This is a genomic window from Borrelia puertoricensis (genome assembly GCF_023035875.1).
Taxonomy (GTDB): Bacteria; Spirochaetota; Spirochaetia; order Borreliales; family Borreliaceae; genus Borrelia; species Borrelia puertoricensis.
The window spans coordinates 1-25,179 of record NZ_CP075397.1 but is presented as its reverse complement, the minus strand read 5'-3'; the positions used below and the strand labels follow the sequence as shown (position 1 = coordinate 25,179).

Annotated in this window: 20 protein-coding genes and 4 pseudogenes; 1 reads left to right on the top strand and 23 read right to left on the bottom strand. The window is 29.7% G+C overall.

Annotation, left to right across the window (positions count from 1 at the left end; genetic code table 11):
* Window positions 1-99: 99 nt before the first annotated feature.
* The 11 genes and pseudogenes from bpuSUM_RS08795 to bpuSUM_RS08745 form a co-directional block, all read right to left on the bottom strand.
* Entirely contained in the window at window positions 100-1,170 is a 1,071-nt protein-coding gene (locus bpuSUM_RS08795) for a variable large family protein (RefSeq protein WP_247068070.1), read from the bottom strand.
* 203 nt (window positions 1,171-1,373) lie between these two features.
* On the bottom strand, window positions 1,374-1,970 hold the full coding sequence (gene bdr, locus bpuSUM_RS08790; protein WP_247068047.1) for a Bdr family repetitive protein: 597 nt from the start codon (window positions 1,968-1,970) through the stop codon (window positions 1,374-1,376).
* Window positions 1,971-2,268: 298 nt separating this feature from the next.
* The gene (locus bpuSUM_RS08785; protein ID WP_247068045.1) at window positions 2,269-3,318 is read right to left on the bottom strand and encodes a variable large family protein; all 1,050 of its coding nucleotides are present in this window, start codon (window positions 3,316-3,318) and stop codon (window positions 2,269-2,271) included.
* A gap of 120 nt (window positions 3,319-3,438) precedes the next feature.
* Window positions 3,439-4,397 (bottom strand): annotated as a pseudogene (locus bpuSUM_RS08780) (variable large family protein).
* Window positions 4,398-4,486: 89 nt separating this feature from the next.
* Window positions 4,487-5,544: pseudogene (locus bpuSUM_RS08775) on the bottom strand (variable large family protein).
* A 219-nt stretch (window positions 5,545-5,763) separates the two neighbouring features.
* Window positions 5,764-6,378: a Vsp/OspC family lipoprotein gene (locus tag bpuSUM_RS08770; protein ID WP_430644681.1), complete on the bottom strand. Its 615-nt coding sequence runs from the start codon at window positions 6,376-6,378 to the stop codon at window positions 5,764-5,766.
* Between the two features lie 124 nt (window positions 6,379-6,502).
* Window positions 6,503-7,546, bottom strand: a complete 1,044-nt coding sequence (locus bpuSUM_RS08765; RefSeq protein ID WP_247068043.1) for a variable large family protein — start codon at window positions 7,544-7,546, stop codon at window positions 6,503-6,505.
* Between the two features lie 120 nt (window positions 7,547-7,666).
* Window positions 7,667-8,611: pseudogene (locus bpuSUM_RS08760) on the bottom strand (variable large family protein).
* A 227-nt stretch (window positions 8,612-8,838) separates the two neighbouring features.
* A complete protein-coding gene (bdr, locus tag bpuSUM_RS08755; RefSeq protein ID WP_247068041.1) occupies window positions 8,839-9,546 on the bottom strand; it encodes a Bdr family repetitive protein in 708 nt (235 codons plus the stop codon).
* A gap of 41 nt (window positions 9,547-9,587) precedes the next feature.
* The gene (locus bpuSUM_RS08750) at window positions 9,588-10,886 is read right to left on the bottom strand and encodes a PBSX family phage terminase large subunit (RefSeq protein WP_247068066.1); all 1,299 of its coding nucleotides are present in this window, start codon (window positions 10,884-10,886) and stop codon (window positions 9,588-9,590) included.
* Window positions 10,874-11,440 (bottom strand): DUF603 domain-containing protein, encoded by a 567-nt coding sequence (locus bpuSUM_RS08745; RefSeq protein WP_247068039.1) that lies wholly within the window; start codon window positions 11,438-11,440, stop codon window positions 10,874-10,876. Before bpuSUM_RS08745 ends, bpuSUM_RS08750 begins: the two co-directional genes overlap by 13 nt.
* Window positions 11,441-11,603: 163 nt before the next feature.
* Between bpuSUM_RS08745 and bpuSUM_RS08740 the strand changes: the two genes are divergently transcribed.
* A complete protein-coding gene (locus tag bpuSUM_RS08740; protein ID WP_247068037.1) occupies window positions 11,604-12,023 on the top strand; it encodes an Mlp family lipoprotein in 420 nt (139 codons plus the stop codon).
* A gap of 588 nt (window positions 12,024-12,611) precedes the next feature.
* Here bpuSUM_RS08740 and bpuSUM_RS08735 read toward each other — a convergent pair.
* The 12 genes and pseudogenes from bpuSUM_RS08735 to bpuSUM_RS09920 all read right to left on the bottom strand — a co-directional run bounded on the left by bpuSUM_RS08735 (window position 12,612) and on the right by bpuSUM_RS09920 (window position 24,587).
* Window positions 12,612-13,632, bottom strand: a pseudogene (locus bpuSUM_RS08735) (variable large family protein).
* Window positions 13,633-14,399: 767 nt separating this feature from the next.
* Window positions 14,400-14,525 (bottom strand): hypothetical protein, encoded by a 126-nt coding sequence (locus bpuSUM_RS09925; RefSeq protein ID WP_283848870.1) that lies wholly within the window; start codon window positions 14,523-14,525, stop codon window positions 14,400-14,402.
* Between the two features lie 252 nt (window positions 14,526-14,777).
* Window positions 14,778-14,987: a hypothetical protein gene (locus bpuSUM_RS08730; protein WP_488230384.1), complete on the bottom strand. Its 210-nt coding sequence runs from the start codon at window positions 14,985-14,987 to the stop codon at window positions 14,778-14,780.
* A gap of 866 nt (window positions 14,988-15,853) precedes the next feature.
* A complete protein-coding gene (locus bpuSUM_RS08725) occupies window positions 15,854-16,618 on the bottom strand; it encodes a hypothetical protein (protein ID WP_247068033.1) in 765 nt (254 codons plus the stop codon).
* A gap of 293 nt (window positions 16,619-16,911) precedes the next feature.
* Window positions 16,912-17,181 carry a hypothetical protein gene (locus tag bpuSUM_RS08720; protein ID WP_247068031.1) on the bottom strand — a complete coding sequence of 90 codons (270 nt, stop codon included), beginning with the start codon at window positions 17,179-17,181 and terminating at the stop codon, window positions 16,912-16,914.
* A gap of 997 nt (window positions 17,182-18,178) precedes the next feature.
* A complete protein-coding gene (locus bpuSUM_RS08715; RefSeq protein WP_247068029.1) occupies window positions 18,179-19,111 on the bottom strand; it encodes a hypothetical protein in 933 nt (310 codons plus the stop codon).
* A gap of 194 nt (window positions 19,112-19,305) precedes the next feature.
* Entirely contained in the window at window positions 19,306-19,932 is a 627-nt protein-coding gene (locus tag bpuSUM_RS08710; protein ID WP_283848869.1) for a nicotinamidase, read from the bottom strand.
* 1,286 nt (window positions 19,933-21,218) lie between these two features.
* Entirely contained in the window at window positions 21,219-21,791 is a 573-nt protein-coding gene (locus tag bpuSUM_RS08705; RefSeq protein ID WP_247068026.1) for a DUF226 domain-containing protein, read from the bottom strand.
* Between the two features lie 29 nt (window positions 21,792-21,820).
* Window positions 21,821-22,588, bottom strand: coding sequence for a plasmid maintenance protein (locus tag bpuSUM_RS08700; RefSeq protein ID WP_247068024.1), 768 nt, complete (start codon window positions 22,586-22,588; stop codon window positions 21,821-21,823).
* Between the two features lie 140 nt (window positions 22,589-22,728).
* Window positions 22,729-23,301 (bottom strand): chromosome replication/partitioning protein, encoded by a 573-nt coding sequence (locus bpuSUM_RS08695; RefSeq protein ID WP_247068022.1) that lies wholly within the window; start codon window positions 23,299-23,301, stop codon window positions 22,729-22,731.
* Window positions 23,288-24,058, bottom strand: a complete 771-nt coding sequence (locus bpuSUM_RS08690) for a ParA family protein (protein ID WP_247068056.1) — start codon at window positions 24,056-24,058, stop codon at window positions 23,288-23,290. The genes bpuSUM_RS08695 and bpuSUM_RS08690 overlap by 14 nt, the downstream gene beginning before the upstream one ends.
* Before the next feature lie 400 nt (window positions 24,059-24,458).
* Window positions 24,459-24,587: a hypothetical protein gene (locus bpuSUM_RS09920; protein WP_283848868.1), complete on the bottom strand. Its 129-nt coding sequence runs from the start codon at window positions 24,585-24,587 to the stop codon at window positions 24,459-24,461.
* Window positions 24,588-25,179 lie beyond the last annotated feature (592 nt).

Here is a 25,179-nt window from a genome sequence, read left to right as displayed (position 1 = left end):
TCAGGGAAGGGCCAGATAAAAAACAAAAGGAAAACGAATCTCATGAATAGAGAAATAGTTTTCCTCAAATGACTTTATTTAGATTATTTAATAGACAATTTATTTAGTAGCAGTATGTTGAGTAGAACTAGCTTCAGTTGATTGAGTAGTAGTCTCAGAGTACTGTATTCCCTTAACAGCTTTTCCTACTTTATCTAATTCGCTTGCTACTGTTTTCTTAATTATTATATCGAGTATTCCTAATACTTTATTTACAGCAGTTACAGCAGCCGCTTTAACTGCATCAGTATCTGCAACAGTAGCACTAAACTTACCACCCTTAGTCATAGCCTTAAGAGCAACAGCTGCAGCTAAGTCTGCATTAGTCTTTGCTCCAGCTCCATTAGCATCATTAGCATTAGTACCAGTAGCTAATGTTCCAGCGTCTTTATCGTTACCAGCAAGAACAGCGGTATTAGTTGTAGAATTTTTAATCTTATCAATCATAGCCCATGGATCAGCTTTAGCAACTTCAGCTGCTAATTTATCACCAGCGCCCTGACCTGCATTATTACTCCCAATTGCAGAAGGAGCACTAGCAGCAGCAGCATTTACTGCATTACCAGCGTTTCCAGATTTAATTTCTATTCCAGATTTCTCTGCTGCGCCAATAATATCTTTAACCCCTGCAATAATAGCTTCAACACTAGTCTTATCAGCAGCAACTGCAGCAGCATTATTAGCAGCATCACCAATATCAGTATTACCAGCCTCTTTAGCAGTATCAGCAAGCGTAGTTAGAGCAGTAATTAGTCTTTCAAAGACATCACTAGCACTGACAATTGCACTCTTAACAGATTCAATTGTGCTGCTATTAGCATTGTTTGCTTCAGATATTTCACCTGATAGCTCTTTTAACTTCTCCTTAGTAGTTGAAAGTCCATCACCTATAGTCTTAAAGTGTTCACCAACTTTACTTCTCTGGTCACCCGATTTAACTGCTGTAAGTCCAAAAGCATCACCAATAGCATTACCAAAAATACCAAAAACCTCTTGAAATCCTTGACCTATCTTAACTAATGAATCTAAGAAAGTGGTTTTAGGATCCTCAGCACTAGCACTGCCACTGCCACAACTAAGAAGTAAAAATAAAGTCATTAATAACGCACATAAAGTAATTCTTTTCATTATCACGTGCCTCCTTATTACCTCAGGGGGCAAAATAGTTAACAAATTTTAATAAACATAAAAACTAAGAACATAGATACTGTAACATTTCAAAGATTGGACATGATATAACAACTAACCTACTAATTGTTTCTAACAAAATTAAATAATTTTGTAAAAAAAATAATTGACAGCAAATCAATTAAATAAAGTCTGATTAAATAAATTTACTTTACTAATAATGACATCAATGCTAAGAATATTCCTATATTAAGGGTAATAATTGTTCCAAACATCCAACCATGAAGTCTTAATGTACTCTTAAGTTCCATTTTGTTAACATCAATTTTATTATCCAAGTCTTTAATATCAGATTTCAATTCACTTCTAACGTTATCAATCTTATTATCAAGCTCATTGAATTTAGTATCAATCTTGATGTTAAGATTATTCTCAACAGTATCTATCTTATTATCAAGGTCTTTAATATCAGATTTTAATTCATTTCTGACTGTATCAACCTTATTATCCAGATCTCTAATATCAGATTTTAATTCACTTCTAACATAATCTATTTTGGTATCAAGGTCTTTAATGTCAGATTTTAAAGTTGTCTCAATCCCTTGAATTTCAGCTTGTAATAGTGCTTCAACTTTTTCAAGCTTAAGGTTAAAAGTAGTCTCTAAATACTCAATATCCTTGTGCGTAAGCTCATTTTTATAATATCTGTAAGATAAATCGATAGCAATATCTCTATTAATACCAGCTCTAGTCAGTTCTGCTATGACCATTTGTTGAGTAATAACAGGTTGAGCAAGTCCCATAAAAATCTCCTTATATAACTATTATATAATATTTTAAGTGTTATAGGAACCTTATTTTAGTAAAATATGGTTTAAGAGGATACCTAACTATAACATAAAGTGTTTGGTCTATTTTCTTTAGTTTATCAAAAAACTGAAATGAAATCTTACCATCAATCTGTTGTTAAAGAATAGCTATCAATACTATTTAGACCTGAGTATTATTACATACAGTAAAAAAGGAAAACTCTTCTCTTTATGAGATTTATTTTCCTCAAATGACTTTATTTAGTTATGTATTTGTTATTAATTCTGATTATTAACTCTTATTTTCAGAGATTTGCTTATCAGTAGTTACAGGAGTAGAATCAGGATTAAATTTCATAGCATCTTTAACAGTCTTAAGACCCACATCAATAGTATTTCTTATAGCAATAGTTAAAGTACCCAATACCTTAGTAACTGAACTTGTTACTGCACCCATTACTGTTTTCTTTGCCTCAACACTAGCATTATTACTAGGACCAGCAAATTTACCATTCTTAGCCATTGCTCGCAGTGCAAGACCTCCTGCAATAGTAGCATCCTTAGGAGCAACAGTAACACTTCCAGTTGTTTCTTTAGCTAATTTAACAGTATCACCATTATCCTTAATCATGGCTTTTAAAATGTCAGCACCAGTTACTGCTCCTACTGCCTTAGTAGCATCAGTCGCTGATTTTTTTGCATTAGCAGCATCTCCTGCATTATCAGAAGCAAATAATTTCCCTGCTTCACCATCAGCAGCAGCATTATTATTTCTTGCAGTATTACCATCATCAGCCTTTTTATCATCCCCCGCCTCAGGATTATCTTTCTCTTTAAGTACCACATCTACAAGTGATTTAATACCCTGTACTAATTTATCGACTTCAGTACCAGCAGCACCTGCATTCTGATCAGCAACATTAGCAAGCAGGTCACTAGCATCTCCAATGGCCTCACTAACAGTTTTAGAGCCCTGGATTATCTTATCAAGTGTTTCACTAACTAGTTTGTCAACGGCAGTCTCAGTTGTAGCAGCATTAGGATTATTCTCAGATTTCATATCAGCAACAATTTTCTCAAGGGATGTCTTAGTAGATGAAAGAGTATCATGCATGGTCTTAAAGTAGTTCCCGACATCAGATTTTTTAGTAGTAGTATTAAAACCTAAAACCCCTCCAACCATATCAGAAAGGGAAGTGAAAACACTTAAGAAGTCATTACCTAAACCAATAACTGACTTTAAGAATCTACTCTGAGAATCCTCAGCACTAGTAGTACCACTGCCACAACTAAGAAGTAAAAATAAAGTCATCAATAACGCACATAAAGTAATTCTTTTCATTATTACGTGCCTCCTTTTTTCTCAGGGAAGGACAAATATAACTAAAAGGAAAACGGTTCTCATAAAAAGAGAAGGGTTTTCCTAAAATGACTTTATTTAGTTATGTTTATTAATAATTATTTATTGTTGCTGTCCACTAGATATTGCGTCTGCAGGTGTAGTAGAATCTGCAGACTTATCTTCTTGTTTAACAGCTGCTAGTGCATCACTGATTATCTTTAACCCACTATCAACAGTATTCCTTATTGCTATTATTAGAGTACTTAAAGTTTTACCAACAGCACTAGCAGCAACACCATTAACTGCATTAGCAGATTTTGCTTCACCAGTTTTAGAAGCAAACTTACCATTCTTTGCCATTGCCCTCAGTGCAATGCCAGCAGCAATTTCTGCTGCATTCTTTGCATTTTCAATTTCAATCTCACCAGCAACATCCCCAGATTTAGCAATAGCTTTTAAGATGTCAGCCCCAGTTACAGCTCCAATAGAAGCACTAGCTGCAGCAGCATGTGCTTCTGTCCCATCATTGTTTTTCTCACCAAGCAATTTACCAATTGATTTTTGCTGTTCCTCAGCGGTTTTAGTAGCGCCTGCATCTCCTTCACCCTTTTTTAAAACCACTCCTACTATTTCACCAATTCCTCTAACAAGTGCATTTACACTTGTAGCATCTGCTGATGCAGCATCTTGACCTGCAGTAAGAACACCACCAATAGCATCACTACCTTCAGCCCCTTTAGCAGCTTCCTTTGTCCCATCAGCAATCTTGTCTAATGTGCCTGTAATAAACGTATCAACAACTTCCTTTATTTTTACATAATTACCATTCTTTTCAACTTGATCTTGTAACTTCTCTTTAACTGTTTTCATAGTTTTTTCAATATCAGAAAAATATTTCCCTATGTCAGATTTCTTAGTGTCAGCCTTAATACCAAAAGCCTCAGCAACCATATCAGAAAGAGAAGTAAAAACATCTAAGAACCCTTTACCCAAATTAGCAATAGAAGTTAAGAATACCTTTTGGGGGGATCTTCGCCTACTTCTCCATTATTAGATCCTATTATTAAAAATAAAGTCACTTACAACGAAAAAAAGAAGACAACCTAGACATATCTCTAAGATTGACTTCTACCCTAATTACTTAATAATTTAATTCTAACTATCTATCTTACTTTTGACCTGCTGTTTTTGGAGCTCTTGCTTTATCTATTTTTGTTTTTGCTTCTTCAAGAACATTCTTTACTGTCTTTTTAATTATATCCTCTACTGCTACTAATAATTTATTTACTGCACTTACCCCTACACCTTGTACTTCTTTTCCTCCCCCTGTAGCATTATCATCTGCACCTGATGCTAATTTACCTGCCTTAACTAATGAACGTAGTGCTATTCCTCCTGCTACTGCTGCTTTTGGAGTATTTGCATTTGATACATGATTATTTGTTCCTCCTTTTGCAAACTTTAACGCACTTGTGTTGACATCTGCATTACTTAACACTCCTGCTACCGCATCACCTTCTGTTGACTTAACTATCAAGTCTAGCATTTCTTCTCCACTTACACTTGCCAATATTGCTGCTGCCTTAGCTGCATCAATTGCTGCTAGATTACCACCACTTGTAGCCAATATTTTAGCACCATCCTTATTATCTGTCCCATTACCACCAACCTTTACTGCTGTGTCTCCTGCTTCTGGCTTTACAACACCTTTTTCCTTTGCTACTTTTACTATCTCCTGCAAAGCCTTAAGGGCTTTCTTTAATTCAACATCAGCTGGTGTTGTGCCTTGCCCAGCAGCAACATTTGCATCACCTACTGTTCCTAAAGACTCTAGATGTGTTTTCAATGTGTTTAAAGTAGTCTTAGCAGTATCAACTGCACTTCTAATTGCTACGGCTATTGGTCCATCTTTAGCTCCTTCTCCTTCTGACTTTTTTGCTACCTTTTCTAATTCATCTGATGCTTCTCCAAGCTTATCACCTAGGCTACTAAATAACCTCCTACATCACTCTTCTTTGTATCTTTAGTTACTCTTAATCCTAATGTACCGGAAAGTAAATCTAAAAATGAATAAAAAGCATTCTCAGCACTTCTACCTACATCAATTAAAACTGAACTTAAACTGCTCCCTCCTGTAGCTGCCCCGCCACCATTAGCAGAATCAAGTGATTGTTGTCCACTGCCACAGCTAAGAAGTAAAAGTAAGCAATCTAAGTTATCATTCATAGATAAAAAAAGATAAAACCAATGAATAAATATAAGGACCAAAAGAAAAAAGTAATCAAAAGAATCTAAAGAAGTATGACACAGTAGTAAAGGAAGTAAAGAAAGAAATAAAAGAACAAAAAAAGCTAAGAGAAGAATACTCCTAGCTTATTATTTATAGACTTTATTTTATAAGAAAATAACCATGAATTAAAAACTAATCTTATAATAAGATATCTCTTAGGTATTAGAAGGTTTAGTAGAAGTTGTAAGCTCCTTAATTGCAGCTGTTACAGCATCTTCAGCATGCTTTAACAAAGTATCAATTGCTGTGTTTAATGCAACAAGTTCTGCAACTCCCTTATCACCATCTTTTTTGCCAATCCTATCTATAGCTTTTTTCGCATCATCATCAGAAGAAGTATCTTTCAATTTATCCACAAATGATTTACTTTTATTCTTAACCGCATCAATTTCTGTTTTCAGTTTATCAGAAATTCCATCTATTACCTCTAATGTTCCCAATTTAGGAGTTAAAGCTAACATTATACTACGTACCCCTGCAACTAATGAACTATTTTTACCTGCATCATCCTCTACATCTGTTCCATCAGCTTTAATTTTCTTACCAATAGCTTTAGCGAGCTCGTCAATGGACTTAACTAAAGTATGAACTTCTTTAACACTCTTAGCAAAAGCAACAGCATTGGTGATGTTCTTACTTACTGACTTTAAATCAAGGACAGTACCATCAAGCTTAGCCACTTCATCCTCTTTAAGATTTTTTCCTGAAGTATTACAAGATAAGAGTAAAAATAAAGTCAAAAATAACGCACATAAAGTAATTCTTTTCATTATCACGTGCCTCCTTATTACCTCAGGAGGGCAAGATACAACTAAAAGGAAAACAGTTCTTATGAAAAAAAAAGTTTTCCTCAAATGACTTTATTTAGTTATGTATATTGTTATTAAATTCTAACTAGTTCTTCTTAGCTTCAGAGGTTGTATTATCATTAGTTACAGGGGTATCATTAGAATTAAATTTTATAACATCTTTAACAGTCTTAAGTCCCAAATCAATAGTGTTTCTTATAGCAATAGTTAAAGTACCCAATGCTTTAGTTACTGCGCTTATTGCTGCACCTTTCACTGCATCAGAAACATCATTAGCATCAGCATTACCATTAGTAAATTTACCACCCTTAGCCATAGCCCTTAAAGCTACAGCACCTGCAATAGTAGCATCCTTAGGTATAGCATTAGCATTCCCACTTGTTTCTTTAGCTAACTTAGCAGCATCGCCATCATCTTTAACCATAGCTTGCAAAATATCAGCCCCAGTTACAGCCCCAACAGCTTTAGAGGCATCAGCAGCTGATTTTTTAGGATCATTAGCAATAGCAGCATTACCAAATAATTTACCTGCTTCACCATTTCCAGCATTAGCAACCCTTGCTCCAAGATCATCCGCTTTTTTATCAGTACCCGCCTCAGGATTTCCTTTATCTTTAAGTACCACATCTACTATATCTTTAATTCCCTTTACTAGTTTATCGACTTCGATACCAGCAACACCAGCAGAACCCTGAGCAGCAACATTGGCAATTGGGTCACTAGCATCAGAACTAATAGCCTCACTAGCGGTTTTAGCGCCCTCAAGTATCTTAATAAGTGTATTATCAACTAATGTTTTTACTGCAGCATCAGCTGTAGCAGCATTAGGATTATTCTCAGCTTTCATGTCTCCTACAATTTTCTCAAGAGCTATCTTAGTAGATGAAAGAGTATCCTGAACGGTCTTAAAGTAAGCTGCAACATCAGACTTTTTAGTATTAATATTAAAACCTAAAACCCCTCCAACCATATCAGTAAGGGAAGTAAAAACATTTAAGAAGTCATTACCTAAATTAATAATAGATTTTAAGAATCTACCCTGAGAATCCTCAGCACTAGTAGTACCACTGCCACAACTAAGAAGTAAAAATAAAGTCATCAATAACACACATAAAGTAATTCTTTTCATTATCACGTGCCTCCTTTTTACCTCAAGGGGACAAGACATAAATAAAAGGAAAACTGTTCTCATGAAAAAGAAGAGTTTTCCTCAAATGCCTTTATTTAGTTATGTTTGATTGATAATTATTTATTGTTGCGGCCCACTAACTGTTGCGTCTGTAGGGGTAGTAGAATCTGCAGACTTATCTTCTTGTGTAACTGCATGAGCGGATTTTTCTTCATTGGTCTTAGCAGCAAATTTACCACCCTTAGCCATTGCTCTTAAAGCTATTCCTGCAGCAATAACTGCATCTTTTTGTACCTCAGCTACTTCAAGTTCCTTAGTAGCTTATTGTTTAGCAGCAGCAATCTCAGCAGTATTCTTTGCTGCCTGAATAGTAGGTTCACCAGCAGCTTTCTCAGAGATAGCAATAGCTTGCAAGATGTCAGCACCAGTTATGGCCCCAATAGAAGCACTAACTGCAGCAGCATGTGCTTTTGTTCCATCAGCGGCATTAGTACCAAGCAACTTACCAATTGACTTTTGCTCGTCTGATTTAGTTTTAGTAGCATCTGCTTTACCCTCATATTTTTTTAGAACGATCCCAACTATTTGTCCAATCCCCTTAACAAGAACGTTGACACTTACTGTGTCTGCGGGTACAGCATCTTGACCTGCAGTAGGAGCACCATCAATCTTATCTTCTCCCGTAGCCCCACTAGCAGCTGTCTTAGCTCCTTCAGCGATCTTGTCTAATGTGTTAGTGATAAACGTATCAACAACTGATTTAATTTTTGAGTAATTTTCATTTTTTTCAACTTCTGCTTGTAACTTCTCTTTAACAGATATCATAGTTTTTTCAATAGCACTAAAGTATTCCCCTATATCAGATTTTTTAGTGTCAGCCTTAATACCAAAGGCTCCAGAAACCATATCAGAAAGAGAAGTAAAAACATTTAAGAACCCTTTACCCAAATTAGCAATAGAGTTTAAGAATGTGGTTTTAAGATCTTCCATATTAGTAGTACCACTACCACAACTAAGAAGTAAAAATAAAGTCATCAATAACGCACATAAAGTAATTCTTTTCATTATTACGTGCTTCCTTATTACCTCAGGGGCAAAATGGTTAACAATCTCTGAACAAAATAAAAAAGATGAAAAATAGATACTATAACCTTGTAGAGACTAAATACAATGAGACAATTAGCAGGTATTAATTGTCTCTAACAAAATTTAAATAATTTTTATAAAAAATGACTAAAAAAAGATAATTTACAGAAGGTCAATTAAATAAAGGTGGCTTTAGGTAAATAAATTTACTTTACTAATAATGACATTAATGCTAAGAATATTCCTATATTAAGGGTAATAATAGTACCAAACATCCAATTATGTAGTCTTGATGTATTTTTAAATTCTGATGCGGTTTTATCAAGTTTATTATCAAGCTCTATCCTATTAATTTCCATATCTTTTCTAACATTATCAATCTTATTATCCAGATCTTTAATGTCAGATTTCAGTTCATTTCTAACAGTGTCAATCTTATTATCAAGTTCATTGAATTTAGTGTCTATTTTATTGTCAAGTTCGGTCTTAACAGATTTAATCTCGGCTTGTAAGCTTGACTCTACAGATTTAATCTCAGCTTGTAAGAGTGATTCTACCTTTTCAAGCTTAAGATTAAAGTTATTCTCTACAGTATCTATTTTGGTATGAAGTTCATTAAATTTGGTATCGAATTTATTATCGAGATCTTTAATATCAGATTTTAATTCAGTTCTGACTGTATCAATTTTGTTATCCAGGTCGGTCTTGACAGATTTAATCTCAGATTGTAGAAGAGCTTCTACCTTTTCAAGTTTTATATCGAAGTTTTCTTTTAAGAATTCAATATCCTTATAAGTCAGTTCATTACGATAATACCTATAAGACAGGTCAATAGCAATATCTCTTTTAATACCGGCTTTAGTAAGTTCAGCGATGACCATTTGCTGTGTAATAACAGGCTGCGCAAGTCCCATAAAAACACTCCTTATGTAATTATTATATAATATTTTAACTGTTATAGGAACCTTATTTTAGTAAAATGTGCTCTGAGGGTACGCATACTTAGAGTCAATAACATATATGATGCTGACAGGCTATCTAATGAATCATCATCACTCTTCCCATCTCCTTTGTACTTATAAATATCAGATACAGCTGACTTACTTGAATAATCCATAATACTAAGTTTAGATGTTGCAAATGGCTCTATTAATGTAGCAATTCTAGTAAATTTATTACTTATAGGTTTAATTGGAGCAATTTTAAACTTATGACTCATACCCGCCCTAAGTTTAAGAAACATTTTAGTCACATTCCCATGCCCAGAAACGTTATCCCTATCTTCAACATATAGTTTGTGTACATTAAGGTTTGTAAGTATAGTTTTAATTGTATTTAACATCTTAGGATCACCTACTGGTAACTTTTCTTGAAAAATAAATGCATAATAACTTTGATCTACTCTCTCCAAAACACAAAGGGCTGTATTATCACCTCCTATACTATATGCAGGATCTAAATATGCTATTGGGGATATAAATTCATGCTTACTTGTAAGATTAACATTAGTAAATATCGCATCACAGGACGGGACCCATTCTCCAAGTAGAACCCTTGCTTTATATGTTGGAATGTCCCTGTAAATCTCTTCTTGGGTTTTAATAAATTCTCTAGCAATTAATTCATTATCATATGTTGTAAAGTTATATGTAGAGTAAATTTTTGTATTATCAATATAATCAAGCTTAAAGAAATGTTCAGGACTATCTGGATTGGTATCAAATATAATTGCCTGCATTCCTACTCTAAGCCTTTTTAAACATTCTATTAATGTTTCTTTATGAAGTGTAGTTGCTTCATTAACGTAAATAAGCGCTGAATTAGAGCCTCTAAACCGCTCAAAATCACTTGCCCTATCTCCTCCATACAAATTAACTCTTAGTGAGTCTATTTCAAAATATGATGTATTAGAAAATTTTGGCTTAAAGGATATCTTAAGCATACTAGCAATATCTTCTAACTCACTCATAACATTAACCTCTAATGATTTTTGTGAATTTCCTATTATAAAATTATTAGTATCTTCTCTATATAGATGTCTATTCTTAATGAGCATCTTTAGATATAAATAACATGCTAGAAATGTTTTACCGCTAGCAATCCCACCTGAGAGGATAATTTTACTTTGATTATTCTCCTCGATATTACGTATTACTTTAAGTTGTTTTGAAGTTAAATATTTACTTTCAAACCCTTTAAAATCAATCTCCAATGCTTTAGGCTTGATAAAATCCGTTACCTTTAAATTTGTAATTTAGAGCGCACATCTGTACCAGTAGCTTTAAGCTTTAGCATTGTCTTGTAACATAGTGACATTTTCCTAAGTTCTCTCTCCCTTTTAAACTCATCGAGTTTAAGTTTTAACTCTTCAAGCTCACGACTCTCTTCTTCTGAATGTGCAACTTTTTTACTTAAAGTCTTCTTATAAATATTGCTAATTTGAGACTCTAATTCTTCTATTTTGTAATTATGAGTTTTAAGTTCTAACTCTAAATAACGACTAAATGAATTTATAAACTCAAGTCCCAACATACTTTTAGCCATACTAAACTGACTTTTAAGATCACGCGCCTGGGCTGTACTTTGTGATGCATGAAATAATATATTATTTAAAGTATCTTCACAAATAGTAAACTTAGCAGCACCAGTAATATACTCAGGGTCATCCTTAATCTCTTCCCACCTGCGTCTCATCTTTCCTACATTAACACGACTAACTCCCATCTCTTTTGCTATCCTCGCGTCATTAAGCTTCCCTTCTCTAAAATACACAACATAATCATCAAATGATTTCTTTACCCTACTCATACCTTTTAATATAAGTTAACTAATAGGTTAACAAAAATATATTCAACATAAAATTTATAACAAAACAATAAACTTTACAAAAACAATTAATACTTATAAATAACTATACAGAACAAAATAACCAGGTTATACTATTAGCTAAATACTAAAAAAGGAGATATTTATGGTTAAGTTTATAAATTATTTGATATTTTGTAGTTTAATATTACTTTATTGTTGCAAAGCAAATGAAGTTCCATCAAGTAAGCATGAAAATATCAAGCCAGCAAAACCAACAGAAATAATACCAAAAACACCTGAAGAACTCTTAAAAGAAAAGCTAAATGATACGGAAAAAACAAACTTACAATTCTTAAAAGATGCTTTAGGTGATGATAACAAATTTAATCGGTTTATATTTTCAAACGAAGATAAGATAAAAGCTGCTCTAGAACATATAAAGACTCAACTTGAAAGTTGCACCGAAGAACAAAAGAAAACTTTTAAAGAATTAATAAAAGCATACTTTGGTCAAATGAACGATAGTGAATTAGACCAATTTAAAACAAATGTCTTAAGTGGTTGTAATGGAGCAGGGGGTTAAAAGCACCTCTAATAACTAAAGATGAAAGTTAAGAAAGGGAGATTTAAGAAAAGTAGATTTAAGAAAATAAGGGAACAAAAATTCTAGATAAAGGTTCTTAAGATAGAATAAATTAAACTCGTTATAAAAATGGTAAGAGTAACTATAAAAGTAAACTTATAGACAGATAAAGTATATTTAGAGTAAAAACTGAAATATTTATTAAAGCTAAGTTAAAGTATACTAGATATATTACCAAACATATCAAAAAAAAAAACACTCTCTATTTATATAAATAATCCTAGATAAGATATTTTCTATGCAATGGAGACCTTGAAAAATTGACTCTACATCTAAGTATCTGCTAAACTTTTGTCAACTAATTTTATCTATTTTTATATTTAGTTAACTTTTAAATTACATGAATCAAAAAGCTCAAATGCGGTCTTACAACCAATCTGTTGTTAAAGGATTCCATCGTTAAGCTTGAGACCCGGGTACTATTACAGACAGTAAAAAAGGAAAACAGTTCTTGTGAAAAGAAGAGTTTTCCTCAAATGACTTTATTTAGTTATGTATTTGTCATTAAATACTCTTTAGTCCTGACTATTAGTTCTTCTTGGTTTCAGGGATCTGCTTATCATTTGTTACAGGAGTATCTTCAGGATTAATTTTCATAGCATCTTTACGGTTTTAAGGCCTGAGTCAATTGTTTCTCTTATTGCAATAGTTAGAGTACCCAATGCTTTAGTTACTGCGCTTATTGCTGCTCCTTTAACGGCAAAAGTAACAACCCCTTCATTATCAGCCGCACTAGCATTAGCAAATTTACCACCCTTAGCCATTGCTCTCAGTGCAATAGCACCTGCAATAGTTGCATCCTTAACCTTAGCAGTCTCTGCAGCTGCACTAGTGCCATTTTTAACGATAGATTGCAATATATCAGACCCAGTTACGGCACCAACAGCTTTAGCAGCATCAGTTACTGCTTTCTTTGCATTATCAGCACTATCAATAGCAGCATTACCAAATAGCTTACTTGCTTCATCAGTTCCACCATTGGCAGTTCTTGCAGTATTGATTACTAGCCTTTTTATCAGTACCAGCATCGGGATTTCTTTCTTTTCCAAGTACTACATCAACAATAGTCTTAATTCCACTTACTAATTCATCAACTTTCGTACCAACAGCACCACCGTTATTCTGAGCAGCAACATTACCAAGCAAGTCATCACCTAGCCTCACTAACAGTCTTAGCACCCTCAATTATCTTACTAAGAGTATTATCAATTAGGTTTTTTACAGCGACCTCAGCTGTAGAAGAATTAGGATTATTTTCAGATTTCATATCAGCAACAATTTTCTCAAGGGCTGTCTTAGTTGTTGTCAAGCTTTTTTCTATAGTCTTAAAGTAAGCTGCAACATCAGACTTTTTAGTAGTAGTATTAAACCCTAAAATCCCTCCAACCATATCAGAAAGAGAAGTAAAAACATCTAAGAACCCTTTACCTAAATTAGCAATAGAAGTTAAGAATGTGGTTTTAGGATCTTCCATATTAGTAGTACCACTGCCACAACTAAGAAGTAAAAATAAAGTCATTAATAACGCACATAAAGTAATTCTTTTCATTATTACATAACTCATTTTCACTCTTACAATTTTTTACAGTATATTTACTGTACTCTTAGAACTTAATTATCTCTGTAATAAGAGAATATTAAAAACAATTTGACTGATCCCCAAAAACACCATATTATTTATAATATATTAAAGACATCAAATTTTTATAGCAATGTAGAATTATCATCAAGAAATCCATTCTTTAAAATAAAGCATAGAAAATCAAAAAACACTAAAAAAACAAATAAGAAAAATTAAATGTTTTTACTTGAAGAACTCGAAGAGTCTATCAATATTTTCAACTGATATGCAAAGCACTAGACATTGGAATAATCTCTACATAAGACAATTCACAACCTTCCAAAATATAATTTTAAAACTTATAGTAATAATAGACACAATTTTTCAGTCATATCAAGCAATATCCCAGAACACTCACGCATTTCTTTTAATGAATGTTCCCTAACATTTTTTGATTCATTTAACGCCAACCTCACTTTAATAAAATGAAAAAGATTTTTTAAATCAATCTACCAATACTATCCAGTATACAAAATTAAGGACAAAATTATTCTAGAAACTTCATTTGAAACAGCACAGTTTATCATATTTTGATATAGTTGTTAACAAAAACTTTGACTTATCTTTAAATTATTTGTTATAATGTAAAACTTGAATACTAATTTTTCAAATAAATATGCAAGTTCATTTTTTATTAAAAAAATCGATAAACCCATTATATTCTCTCTTAATGTTCTCACTACAATATGAAATTCTTATAAAATCCTTGCGACTTGAATTATTCTCACATCACTATCTATATAGTCAATAAGCTTAAAAAAAGCTTTGTTTAACATTTTATATTCTTGATTCAAGGATTTCTCTTTTTCGTTCATACTCAAAGTATACAACCCCTTAAATTTTCAAAATAATTTACAATAATAATACTTATATATTAAGCTCCTTAAGATGTACAGGCTCACAGTTAAATCTAAAAGGTAATTACTTTTAGAAAGTTATCTAAATAAAACCTAAGAGAGCGCCTTTTAACAGAAGACTTCCCTTTTCAAACATTAGTATTAGAAGGTATCTTTACATGATCTTTTACCATGAAATACTCTCTAGATAAAATTTCGCTTCTTTAACAAGTTTTTCTATATTTTTATTCTTCCCTTTGCTTCAGTAAGCTTATCAACAGAACATTTTAATTGATCCAAAGAATTTTCTGCATGATCCCTTGCAGTTCTGGACAATTGTACTGGTAAATTATTGTCTCTTCTTCTGAAGAACCGGGCTTTACGTGCTGCTTCATTTTCTAATCTTTTCATAATAGTTTCTTTTAAAGTCTTTTGTACCTTCTCAATTAATTGCTAAAACTGAAATCCAAAATTCTCTCGTCCAAGAACAAATTAGTACATCTTTAATTGCCTTGTTTGCTCCCTGATCTCCTTCAGTACTTGGGGTTAAATCTTATTTTCTTATTTTTATTGTTTTTTGAGGATAGTATGGATAATTTTGAAACACCGGCATCTCTATATTAACATGAGCTACGGAACTAAAGGCACCACATCCATGTCTTGTTCTACTATTAAACGCTCTTAAATACTATCGATCACATCTTCTTGTGATTCCTGAATCCCTTGATTTTTCTCCCTAGAATTTAAATCTTCTACCTTTTTGTTTTCTTCTAAAAACTTTTCTCTTGATTTGGCTAAAAATGTTATTCAAGACATTAAGATCAAATGATAGCAAACACAATAATGCTAGCCATACATACTGCTAAAACACTCTTTTCCATAACTCCCCTCCCAAATTATAAAATAATATAACCATTGAACTACAATAATTACTAGCAAGTGTACACAATTCATCTCAAATATCAAAATAAATTTCTAGCAATGATAAAATGATGTTAATGTCAAAATTGCAGAAAAAATTTTTGCAATCACTACTATTTTAAAAGGACATATACACTCAAAAACTAAAAGTAATAAGATAAATATCTTAATAATATCTCTGAAAAAAAGATGTTGGTTAAATATCAAGAATATGATTCTGCCTTGCCTACTCTATTATAATCCTTTGATACCACAACGATTACAATAGTATATATATACCCATTTTTAATAATTAGGTTTATTGATTTACTAATAAAATTTAATCCTTACACACCCAACAGTAAAATAACAAACTTAAAAACACATTATATGTATTCAAAAAAGAAAAGTTACTATAACTCTCCTTGTTTAACCTTTATAAGAATTTCTTCTAAAAGACTTAAAAGACTCCCTACATTACCTTCAATTTTAAAATGAAAATTACTGTTATTTTGTCCTTCACAATTAAGAAATTTATTCTCAATATCTATATATTTATTATATGTCTTAGAGAATAAACGATATTTACTATTCTGCAAATCTTTATTGGCAAGATTTAAAGTTAACTTTACATTATTTTTTTTATTTTTTATAATGTCTATATAATTAATCAATTCATTATGATCAAAAACAATACATTGACTACCAAGCAAATTTCTATTTGATATTGATGATAATCTATCAAGCCCAGAATCAAAAACAAATTTGACACCTAAAGAATCAAACTCTTTATTCTTTAAATGCTCATTAAGCCCTTTTACAGTCTTAATACCCAATTTCCCTAAATACGCTGAACTTACCAATAGACCAACTTTGCCAAAAGAAAAACTATTAGCTTTTTCTGAACTACTCTCATAAACACTTCTTCTTGTTGCAATATGATGACTGCCCAATACTCGATGATCAGTCTGTGATGTAGATTCAGACTTAGTATCTACAAATTCAAACTTTAAATCAAGATCTATAGGAAATTCTTCAACATAATAATACCTATGACTATCAAAAATTACCTCAGCATAATCCTTAATAAGACCAGACGATGGCTTACTAAACACATCATGACTACAACTAAATACTATAAATAACAAGGTCAAAACAATATTTTTAACAACTTTCACTTTAATCTCCTATATAAACTAAAAATCAACCCATATTAACAATACTAGTACATACTAATAAAAAAACACCCTCCCCCAAATTTGACCATAAATTCTATCCCTCCCTAACTCTATCGCATTAATATCTGTAATATTCACCAAATTAGCCTTAAAGAAAGGCTAAGCTACTCTTTAACATTTCCTATATCAATTCATATAAAATCATTAAGACATTGAAAATCTCAATCTAGAGAAAAAGACAAATTATGGAAAGCTTAAAAGATAAATGGACTACTTAAGATCAGGTTATATCTTTACTTGTTTTTATTATCATTAAGTTTTTTTTCAAAAAGCAAACTTAAAGTTTTAGACCTTACTTGAATTTTCTGATTTTTAAGCTGAGTTTCCTTTTCTACATGAACCATCCAATCATCAAGACCTTTATCTGCTCCATACTGCTCCTGAAAATCTCTAAACTCTCTATCCAACTGTGCAGTAGTGTAATCAACTTGAGCCATAAAATCTTCAATATCCATTTGTTCAGACTTTAAGCTTTTTCTCTTAGGGAACTTAATTACTTTCATACAACGATCCTTAAACAAGTAAGAATAAAATAAATATTTTCATAAAAATAAATTAAAAACACTTATATAGTATATACTATATATTAATCCAAAAAGCATAATTTCGTAAACTATACTTGTATTGAAACAAAAAAATCTTAGGGTACCCACCTTAGTATCTCAAATATCTTTTTCATGAATACTATTACGGTATATCTGGATCCACAAATCTCACTACTTGCAAAAACCCAATTTACAATTGAGATAATGTTAATATGACAGCTCTGATGACTTCAATAATCGTATATTTTTGTATAATTCTATTCATATCATGTTCTTAAAAAGAATAAAATAGGATTATTTTCAATTTGTATATATTAAAAAAACTTCCAAGTCCCTTATCCTAATGCCTAAAATACTAATTTCAACTTTATATTCATTCACTGCCAATAAATATTGTAAATATACTTTTATAAGAACAACAATCGCTGAATTTTGTACGTTTATATTCTTTAAATAACAAATCAATATAAACATACAGAAATAATTCAATAATTCAAACCTTATATATAGTGAATATGTTTGTATCCATAGTACCTATTAAAATATCAAATTATGAAATTAAATAGCAATGGTAGAAATGACCTAGGTTAGGTCTCATGCTATAAGGAAATTGATGTTTTAAATATTAAAATTCTTTTAATAATAATGCTTATTAAAAGAACAATTCAACTAATTAAATATTAATTTTTAAGCTAAAAATTATAGAATGAATTTTTTATATCCATAAATTCCACTCAAATAACAATACATTGGAAACAAATCAAATTTCCCAAAATCATCATTAAAGATTCAAATCTTAAAGTCAAAAATAAAATTACATGCACCAATCAAAGCATAATAATAAATAAAAATTGGTTATTTAAATCCCAAAAAAATTAAATATCCTACAAAGGCACAGAATTATATCTAAATAACCTAATAATAATTCTCAATTGTACAAAGTTTATATATAAACTTAATCTTCTCTTATAAGAGAAGATTCAGAAAATTTATAATCAAACGAAGGTGATAAAATTTCAATGGAATTGATATTATCTACACTAGATCTTATATCATCATCATTGAAATGAGCATCTATCACAGATAAATAATCATCTAATGAAAGTTCAATTTTTTCTCTTAGATCATTTTTCACTTCTGTATATTCTACTTTTACCTCATCATTCATCTTAAATGTAAGTTCTCCGTTATCTAAATTCTCAAAATCTAAAATAAGCTCATTAACAGATTCAAGTTCCCTTATACTGTTTAAATTTCTACTGATTATATTAAGCATATTTTTGATTTCATCTTCATCTAATACTAAAATTCTATTTAATTTATCAACTTTACTAGCCAAAGCTTTTTCCAAAAATTCTAATGCTTCTTTCTGTACTTCATTTAGATTGTTTTCCAATCTTTTCTTACAACTTTCTAATGAATCTTGTTCCAAAATTATTTTTGATACCATATTATTGTGCTCAAAATCCTCATTTACAATTACTCGTTCACCTATACAATCTATATCACTTTGTACGGGAAATAATGCACTATCCTGTAACAGATAACCATTTAACCTTTCCACTTCCAAAATGTCTACTTTTGCAACTTCTTGATCATCTATATAATCATTTAACACTCCTTTTTTAATTGCTCCTTGATCATTATTGTCTATGTCAGTTTGATTAAGATTATTTTTTCCTATTTGTTTCTTACTATCTTTAGCATGTTGCCAAACAGATTTGTCTACATGGGTATCATTCTGCTCAAAATAATTGCTGTCCAAAAGCAGATTTAAACCATCTTCGTAAGATCGGATACTTACATTATCTTTTTTATCCACACTACAACCATTTAAGGTAATAAATAAACAAATAACAATACCCGAAAAATTTATCTTAACACTCATAAACAATGATTTTTCATTGTACTACAAAATTATAAATTTTAAAACTTTCATTCTCAATAACCTTAAGGTACCCTCAATATATAAACACTATACACACGTGCATATAAAATCCTTTAGAAAACATTCGTGATTGAATTTATGATATCAATAAAGACAGATAGAATGTAAATATATAAATTTCAACTTCCTGAAGGCTACAGTAAACTAAAATTATTAAAAATGTCTCTAGCCAAACAGGTTAATATACCAAGCTTTTCAAGCTCCATAATTATTAGTTCAGGAAAAGAAGAAATACTTCTTGTAGCATCGGTTATTAAATAAGACCGAAATCCTAAATTATGGGCATCAATTATTGTTTCCTTTACACAAAAGTCTAACGCTAAGCCTACTATAAACACTGCATCAATTCCATTGAATTGAAGATAATCCAAAAGACCTGTTAATTTTTTCTTACAAGAATCATCATAAAATCCACTGTAACTGTCATAATTCTCATCCTGTCCCTTTAAAAAAACAGCCTTCACTTTATCAATATTTAAATCTTTTGGAAATTCTGCTCCCCATGTATTTTTTACACAATGCTTAGGCCAACCTTGACAATTAGAATCACTCAAAAAACTTACATGATTCTCACAATGCCAATCCTTAGTTGCAACAATGTGTTCAAAGTATTTTTGAAGTTGATTTATCAAGGGAATAATCTCATTACCTTGAGGAACAGAAAGAGTCCCTGACTCCAAAAAATCATTTTGGATATCTACTAAAATTAATGCCGCTTTCTTTAAATTTAAACTAAAAGAGGTTCTTCCCATTAAACTCATCATAATCTCTCCTCACAGTACTAAGATTGTTATTTTAAAATACCGTCACTCATATCTGATATGATACAAAACTGTAATTTGAACATAAGAATAAAAAATTAAAAACACTTAAATTCTGTATCCTATAAGTTATCATAGGATAATAATCTGCTTCAAAATACAAAAATACCTTTAATATTACAATTAATAATCTCAAATTTATTAATTTGATTGCTTTAAGAATATTTGCTATATCAAAATTATATATAGCTAATTATTTAATACATAAGAAAAATAAAATTAAAACAATAAGACATGTAAAATGTTTTTCACTATTTTTAAATCTAAGCAAGCTAAGAGTTAAGCATCTCAAAAAGTCTTCGGGCATTAATATGATATTTTCCACCATAATATAACATTCTAGAACTTCTAACTTATGTATCAAATGGTTTTTCATATTTTATAGCCAAATTTAATCTTGAGGTTTTATTGTTCTTCATAAACTTTATGTTTAATTAAATGAACACTCTAATTTTGTAAAACATCATATCGGACTTACAAAATTATGATATAAAGTCTCAATATAAAGAAAAATTTATCTTTGATAATGGTCAATAATCTTAACGATATCTTTGTTCGTTTTTATTCAAATAATATTAATGTCAGCTCTTCTTAAAGGTTTTGTGTTATTTAAGGTAAATGAGCCCCATTGTATAGGGTTCATTTACCTTCTTTTAATTCATAAATATATAAAGTCTATTTGTATCCTTTTGGAAAAGTTCTTTTTTTATTGAATTACTTGCTTTGTTGATTATGGTAGTAATTCATTTTTAATACAATTCATAGAAATACATCTTATTGGTCAAACTTTAGATATGCTAAAACTGAAAATAGAACATCTAATATTGACTTTTCTAAGACATTATGATTATTTAGTAATAAAAAATTAAAGGTTTTGTTAGAAGTTTTAAAATTAAAACCTCTAACAAAACCTTTAATTGGTTTTATAATTTCTTTTTCTGAAAGAGTGATACGTAAATGTATCAAATCTTAAATAGATTATACAACAATTCTGTTGATTTTCAAATATCTATATTTAAAATGAAAGAAATAATTTTTACTAATTTTGTGTTTTTTAAATTAACCTGTATTTTTTTAAAATATTTGCTAAAATGAATTGTAAGACTTGCTTGTATATTTGTACAAGTCGGTGAAATACTGGTTTTTTAGGTAATATAAGGGAAAATAATGGACAAAAAGCTCCTTTCCTTTTATTTTTTTCTCAATTGATGTTATAAACATTAGGATTATTTTTGTTTTTTCTCTATCCATTTAGTTATTATTTCACCGGTTAAATTCTTGTTATAGAAAGCATATACTTGTTTTTCAATTTCTAAAGTAATGTTTAATAGTTTCTTGTAATATTCAGTATTTATTTTATCTTTTCTTAGCAGAGAATAAAAGTTCGTAAGATAACATATAATGGAACCTGTCTTAAATCTAAATTCCATACAGACGCACCATCTTATGGTATAAGACTCATTTTTTTCTGTATTTGTAATTATTAAAGGCTTCTGTATTTTTTTGATAGAATAACGAATTCCTAGGAAATCATCTTTTTCTTTGACACTGAATAAATGAAATGTGTATATTTTTTTTTCTTTGTTGGGATTTGAGTATTTTTTAAGTGCTATTAAGAACTTTTGTTTTTGTTTTCTGTTTACACCAAATATATAAAAGTCATTAAATAGTTTTGTGTGATATATTTTTTTTCCTTCTATCTTTTCTATTTTATCGAATATATTCTTGACATTTGCTTGAGATGTATTTAATTTTAGAGTTTTTGCTTTTTTTTTCAGTTGCTTAAACAAATTGTCCATTTTTATTCCTTAGACTTAAAATAATTAATTTAGGATTTGCCTAGTATTTCTAGGAGATCATAGTAGTATTGATTGTTAATTATTTTGTCATAATTTAAATTGTTTGTTTTATCTAGATAGTGCTTTAATATTGGCACTAAGGTTTTGGTGTCCGCTTTTTGCTTTAATTGTTCAAGTAATATGCTGAATATATTATTTCTAATATTGTCTTTAGTGTTTTTATTTAATCCCTTTATTGACTTTATTGTTTTGTTTTGATCTTTGTATTTTTTGTTTGTACTTAATTTATTGGTTTTGTATTTGTGATTTTTGTGTGTTTTATTTAATTTTTCTTTTGTTTTCATGTTATATATATTATTATATATATTACTTATACACTCCCATTTTTCTTCATTGATATTTTTTGAACACAGATATTTATGAACTCTTTCATTGAATTTTTTTTCTCTTTTTATTTTAAAGTATAAGTTTATTTTATGATAACATTTATTTTTTGGATATTTGAGTTGATAATAAATTTCTGTTCCATAGTTCTTTCCTAGATGTTTATAGTAGTTAATAGTTATCTGTAATTCTTTTTCTAATTTGTATAAGTAGCTTTGTAGTGTTTTAATCTTTATAATTTTTTGACCATTTCTTTTCAGATTATTATTAAAGTAGTAAAGTATATTGCTTTGGGTATACTTTTTTAAATTTAAGTTCATGTAATTTAGTGTTGATATTAGCACTATCAACTTATGTTGATGCTTATTAAATTTTTTTTGTTCTTTGTTATGAGATTTTTTTAAGATTTTCAATTGATTTACCCCTTCAAAAAAAGCTGTGGGTATATTGTATATGAAATATTATATTTTGTCAATAATATATTTTTTTTGCTTAGTAAATTTTTCATGGCGAATCAGTGTTTGTTTAAAATAATAACTAAACTATTGAATTTTCATGTTTGTTTTTTAGATTTTGCCAGACTTTTTTCAAAGTCTTTTTTTATTTTTTTTATGTATTCTTTGTCTTGAATAAAGATCCTTTCCATAAGGAAACATGTGAATTGTTGGTTTGTTTTGTAAAAGTTGTAAGCATCTTGGTTTTTAAGTTTCAGTTTAATTGATTTGATTAAATTCGATGTCTTTTGTTTTTTTTGAGTTTCTTTAGTTGATAGAAAAAAATATGTGTTCATTATTCCTTTTTCAATTATGGATTCTTCGTTGATTAAGTTGTTCTTGAGCCCTTCTGCAATAGCTAGATATGCATAAACTTGGGTTCTGGCTAGATTATAATTTTTGATAAATGTGCTAAAGTTTTTATAACCGTCTAATTTGAATAGTTTTTTGTCATTAATTTCTTTTAATATTTTCATGGTTTCTATTTTGTTGTAGATATCTTCTTGTAAGTTTATTTTAAGTTTTGCTTTTAATTTTTCGTAAGTTTGTATATTTATATCATTAGTATTTTTTTGGAGAGAGTTGTTTTTTTCAATAATCCTTTTATTTAGTTTAAATTTATTTTTCTTCATATGATCTTCCTGAAATTTGTTCGGCACCGAACAAATTTTTTAATGCTTTTTTGTAGTCTGATATGTAGTCTTCGTTTAAAGAAAAGCCAATATTTTGTGCAATTCTTTTATTTAAATCCTCTCTCTCTCTTATAGATCCAATAAAATTAGAATTTTGTTTTAGAATATCTAGGTAAAATTTATTTGAATTGTTATTTTTAAGTCTGGTGTTTAATATGTAGATGGGTAAGTTTAGGTCCAATTGTTTAACTTTAAAGTTAAGTGCTTCTAGGCTTTCTATAGACCATTTTTCGGCGGGAATTGGAGATATAACAAAATTAGAAACAACAAGAGCATTAATTAGTGTAAAATCTAGGCTTGGATTAGTATCAATTATTATGTAATCATAAGTATTTTTAATAAAATAAAGTGCTTTTTTTAGTCTGGTTTCTTTGAATGGTAAATTATCATTATTAAAAAAGTGTAAGTTTAAGTAACTAGGGATAAAATCTAAATTTTGATTTATATTGCAAATACTATTATTAATATCCAGATTTTTTTGTAAGATTTCATATATATTTATATTTTCTACATTGATTCGTGTTTTTTCAAGATATTCATTAAAGTAACTTGTGAGGCTTGCTTGAGCGTCCATATCAATTAGTAAGACGCTAAATTTTTTGGAGAGAATAGTAGAGAAAAGAATGGCAGAAGTACTCTTTCCTACTCCCCCTTTAATTGATGCTATGGTTATTATTTTTGTTCTTTTTTTATCCATTTGGTTATCATTCCTTTGCATAAATTTTATTGTAAAACATGTGTTTATCTTGCAATTTTTATAGTAATATCTAATAATATTTTTAATATTCCATAATTTATTTTATCTTTTCTTAGCAAAGAATAAAAGTTTTGTAAGGTTTTATATAATAAAAATCCGTTTTATATTTAAATATTATACGAATACATTATATTATATAGTATAATATCCATTTTTTTCTATATTTGTAATGATTAAGGACTTCTGTATTTTTTTTTGATAGAATAACAAATTCTTTAAAAATTGTCTCATTTTTTGTACTGAATGAATATATATATTTTTTATTGGGATTTTTAATGTTTTTTTTGAAAGTTTTTAAGAATTTATATTTTTGTTTTCTGTGATATAGTTATCTTTGCTATTATAGACAATTATTAATTGATTTTTTTATTCCTTTAATAAGTGAGTTGATACTTTTAACATTCTCGGGTAAAATATCGCTTTTAACAGTATTTCTAATAACCATTTCTTCGGTAAAATTTTTTGTCACTGTAGTATTTATTGTAATAAATACTACAGTGACATTCTGATTATCTTAAGTTTTTATTAATGGACTTTGATTTGATAAGTATAGATAATATAGGAAGTTTTAAAGCTTTGTTTCTAAACTCAATAGCTAATTTAGGAAAGAGGATTTTTCAGTTTTTGTATCATTTGAAGTAAATGTGTTGGATATGCTTGGTGTCTGAGACCGAGATTAAAAAAAGTGATATAGGAGGAGTATTTTACTGATATTGAAAATACCATGAAAATAGTTAAAGAGGGTATTATCTTGATTAGCACTATCAGAAGAAAATTTTTAACAGCCTCTTTGTTAATATACAATACAAAATAACTTTTATCAAGTGAATTAACGAATTTATCTTTAAGATTATAATTAAATATTAAATCACAACTAATAACACTTTAAGAGCAACCTTAATCTTAAACATTTGTTTTGTTTCTTGTATTAATTCCTTTTTTAAATAGAAGTATTGTTAAATAGTACAAGATTATCTTATAATTATTTTCTTTTTCAGAAAAATGTATAACATATATTTTATTTTTTGAAGGGAAATTTTATACTAATATCATATAAATAT

What these genes read in the sequence shown, in the direction of transcription:
- bdr (WP_247068047.1), bottom strand. Translation starts at nt 1,970, where the DNA reads ATGGGACTTGCTCAACCTGTTATTACTCAACAAATGGTCATAGCAGAA.
- bpuSUM_RS08785 (WP_247068045.1), bottom strand. Translation starts at nt 3,318, where the DNA reads ATGAAAAGAATTACTTTATGTGCGTTATTGATGACTTTATTTTTACTT.
- bpuSUM_RS08770 (WP_430644681.1), bottom strand. Translation starts at nt 6,378, where the DNA reads ATGAAAAGAATTACTTTATGTGCGTTATTTTTGACTTTATTTTTACTC.
- bpuSUM_RS08765 (WP_247068043.1), bottom strand. Translation starts at nt 7,546, where the DNA reads ATGAAAAGAATTACTTTATGTGTGTTATTGATGACTTTATTTTTACTT.
- bdr (WP_247068041.1), bottom strand. Translation starts at nt 9,546, where the DNA reads ATGGGACTTGCGCAGCCTGTTATTACACAGCAAATGGTCATCGCTGAA.
- bpuSUM_RS08745 (WP_247068039.1), bottom strand. Translation starts at nt 11,440, where the DNA reads ATGAGTAGGGTAAAGAAATCATTTGATGATTATGTTGTGTATTTTAGA.
- bpuSUM_RS08740 (WP_247068037.1), top strand. Translation starts at nt 11,604, where the DNA reads ATGGTTAAGTTTATAAATTATTTGATATTTTGTAGTTTAATATTACTT.
- bpuSUM_RS08720 (WP_247068031.1), bottom strand. Translation starts at nt 17,181, where the DNA reads ATGAAAGTAATTAAGTTCCCTAAGAGAAAAAGCTTAAAGTCTGAACAA.
- bpuSUM_RS08715 (WP_247068029.1), bottom strand. Translation starts at nt 19,111, where the DNA reads ATGAGTGTTAAGATAAATTTTTCGGGTATTGTTATTTGTTTATTTATT.
- bpuSUM_RS08710 (WP_283848869.1), bottom strand. Translation starts at nt 19,932, where the DNA reads ATGAGTTTAATGGGAAGAACCTCTTTTAGTTTAAATTTAAAGAAAGCG.
- bpuSUM_RS08705 (WP_247068026.1), bottom strand. Translation starts at nt 21,791, where the DNA reads ATGGACAATTTGTTTAAGCAACTGAAAAAAAAAGCAAAAACTCTAAAA.
- bpuSUM_RS08695 (WP_247068022.1), bottom strand. Translation starts at nt 23,301, where the DNA reads ATGAAGAAAAATAAATTTAAACTAAATAAAAGGATTATTGAAAAAAAC.
- bpuSUM_RS08690 (WP_247068056.1), bottom strand. Translation starts at nt 24,058, where the DNA reads ATGGATAAAAAAAGAACAAAAATAATAACCATAGCATCAATTAAAGGG.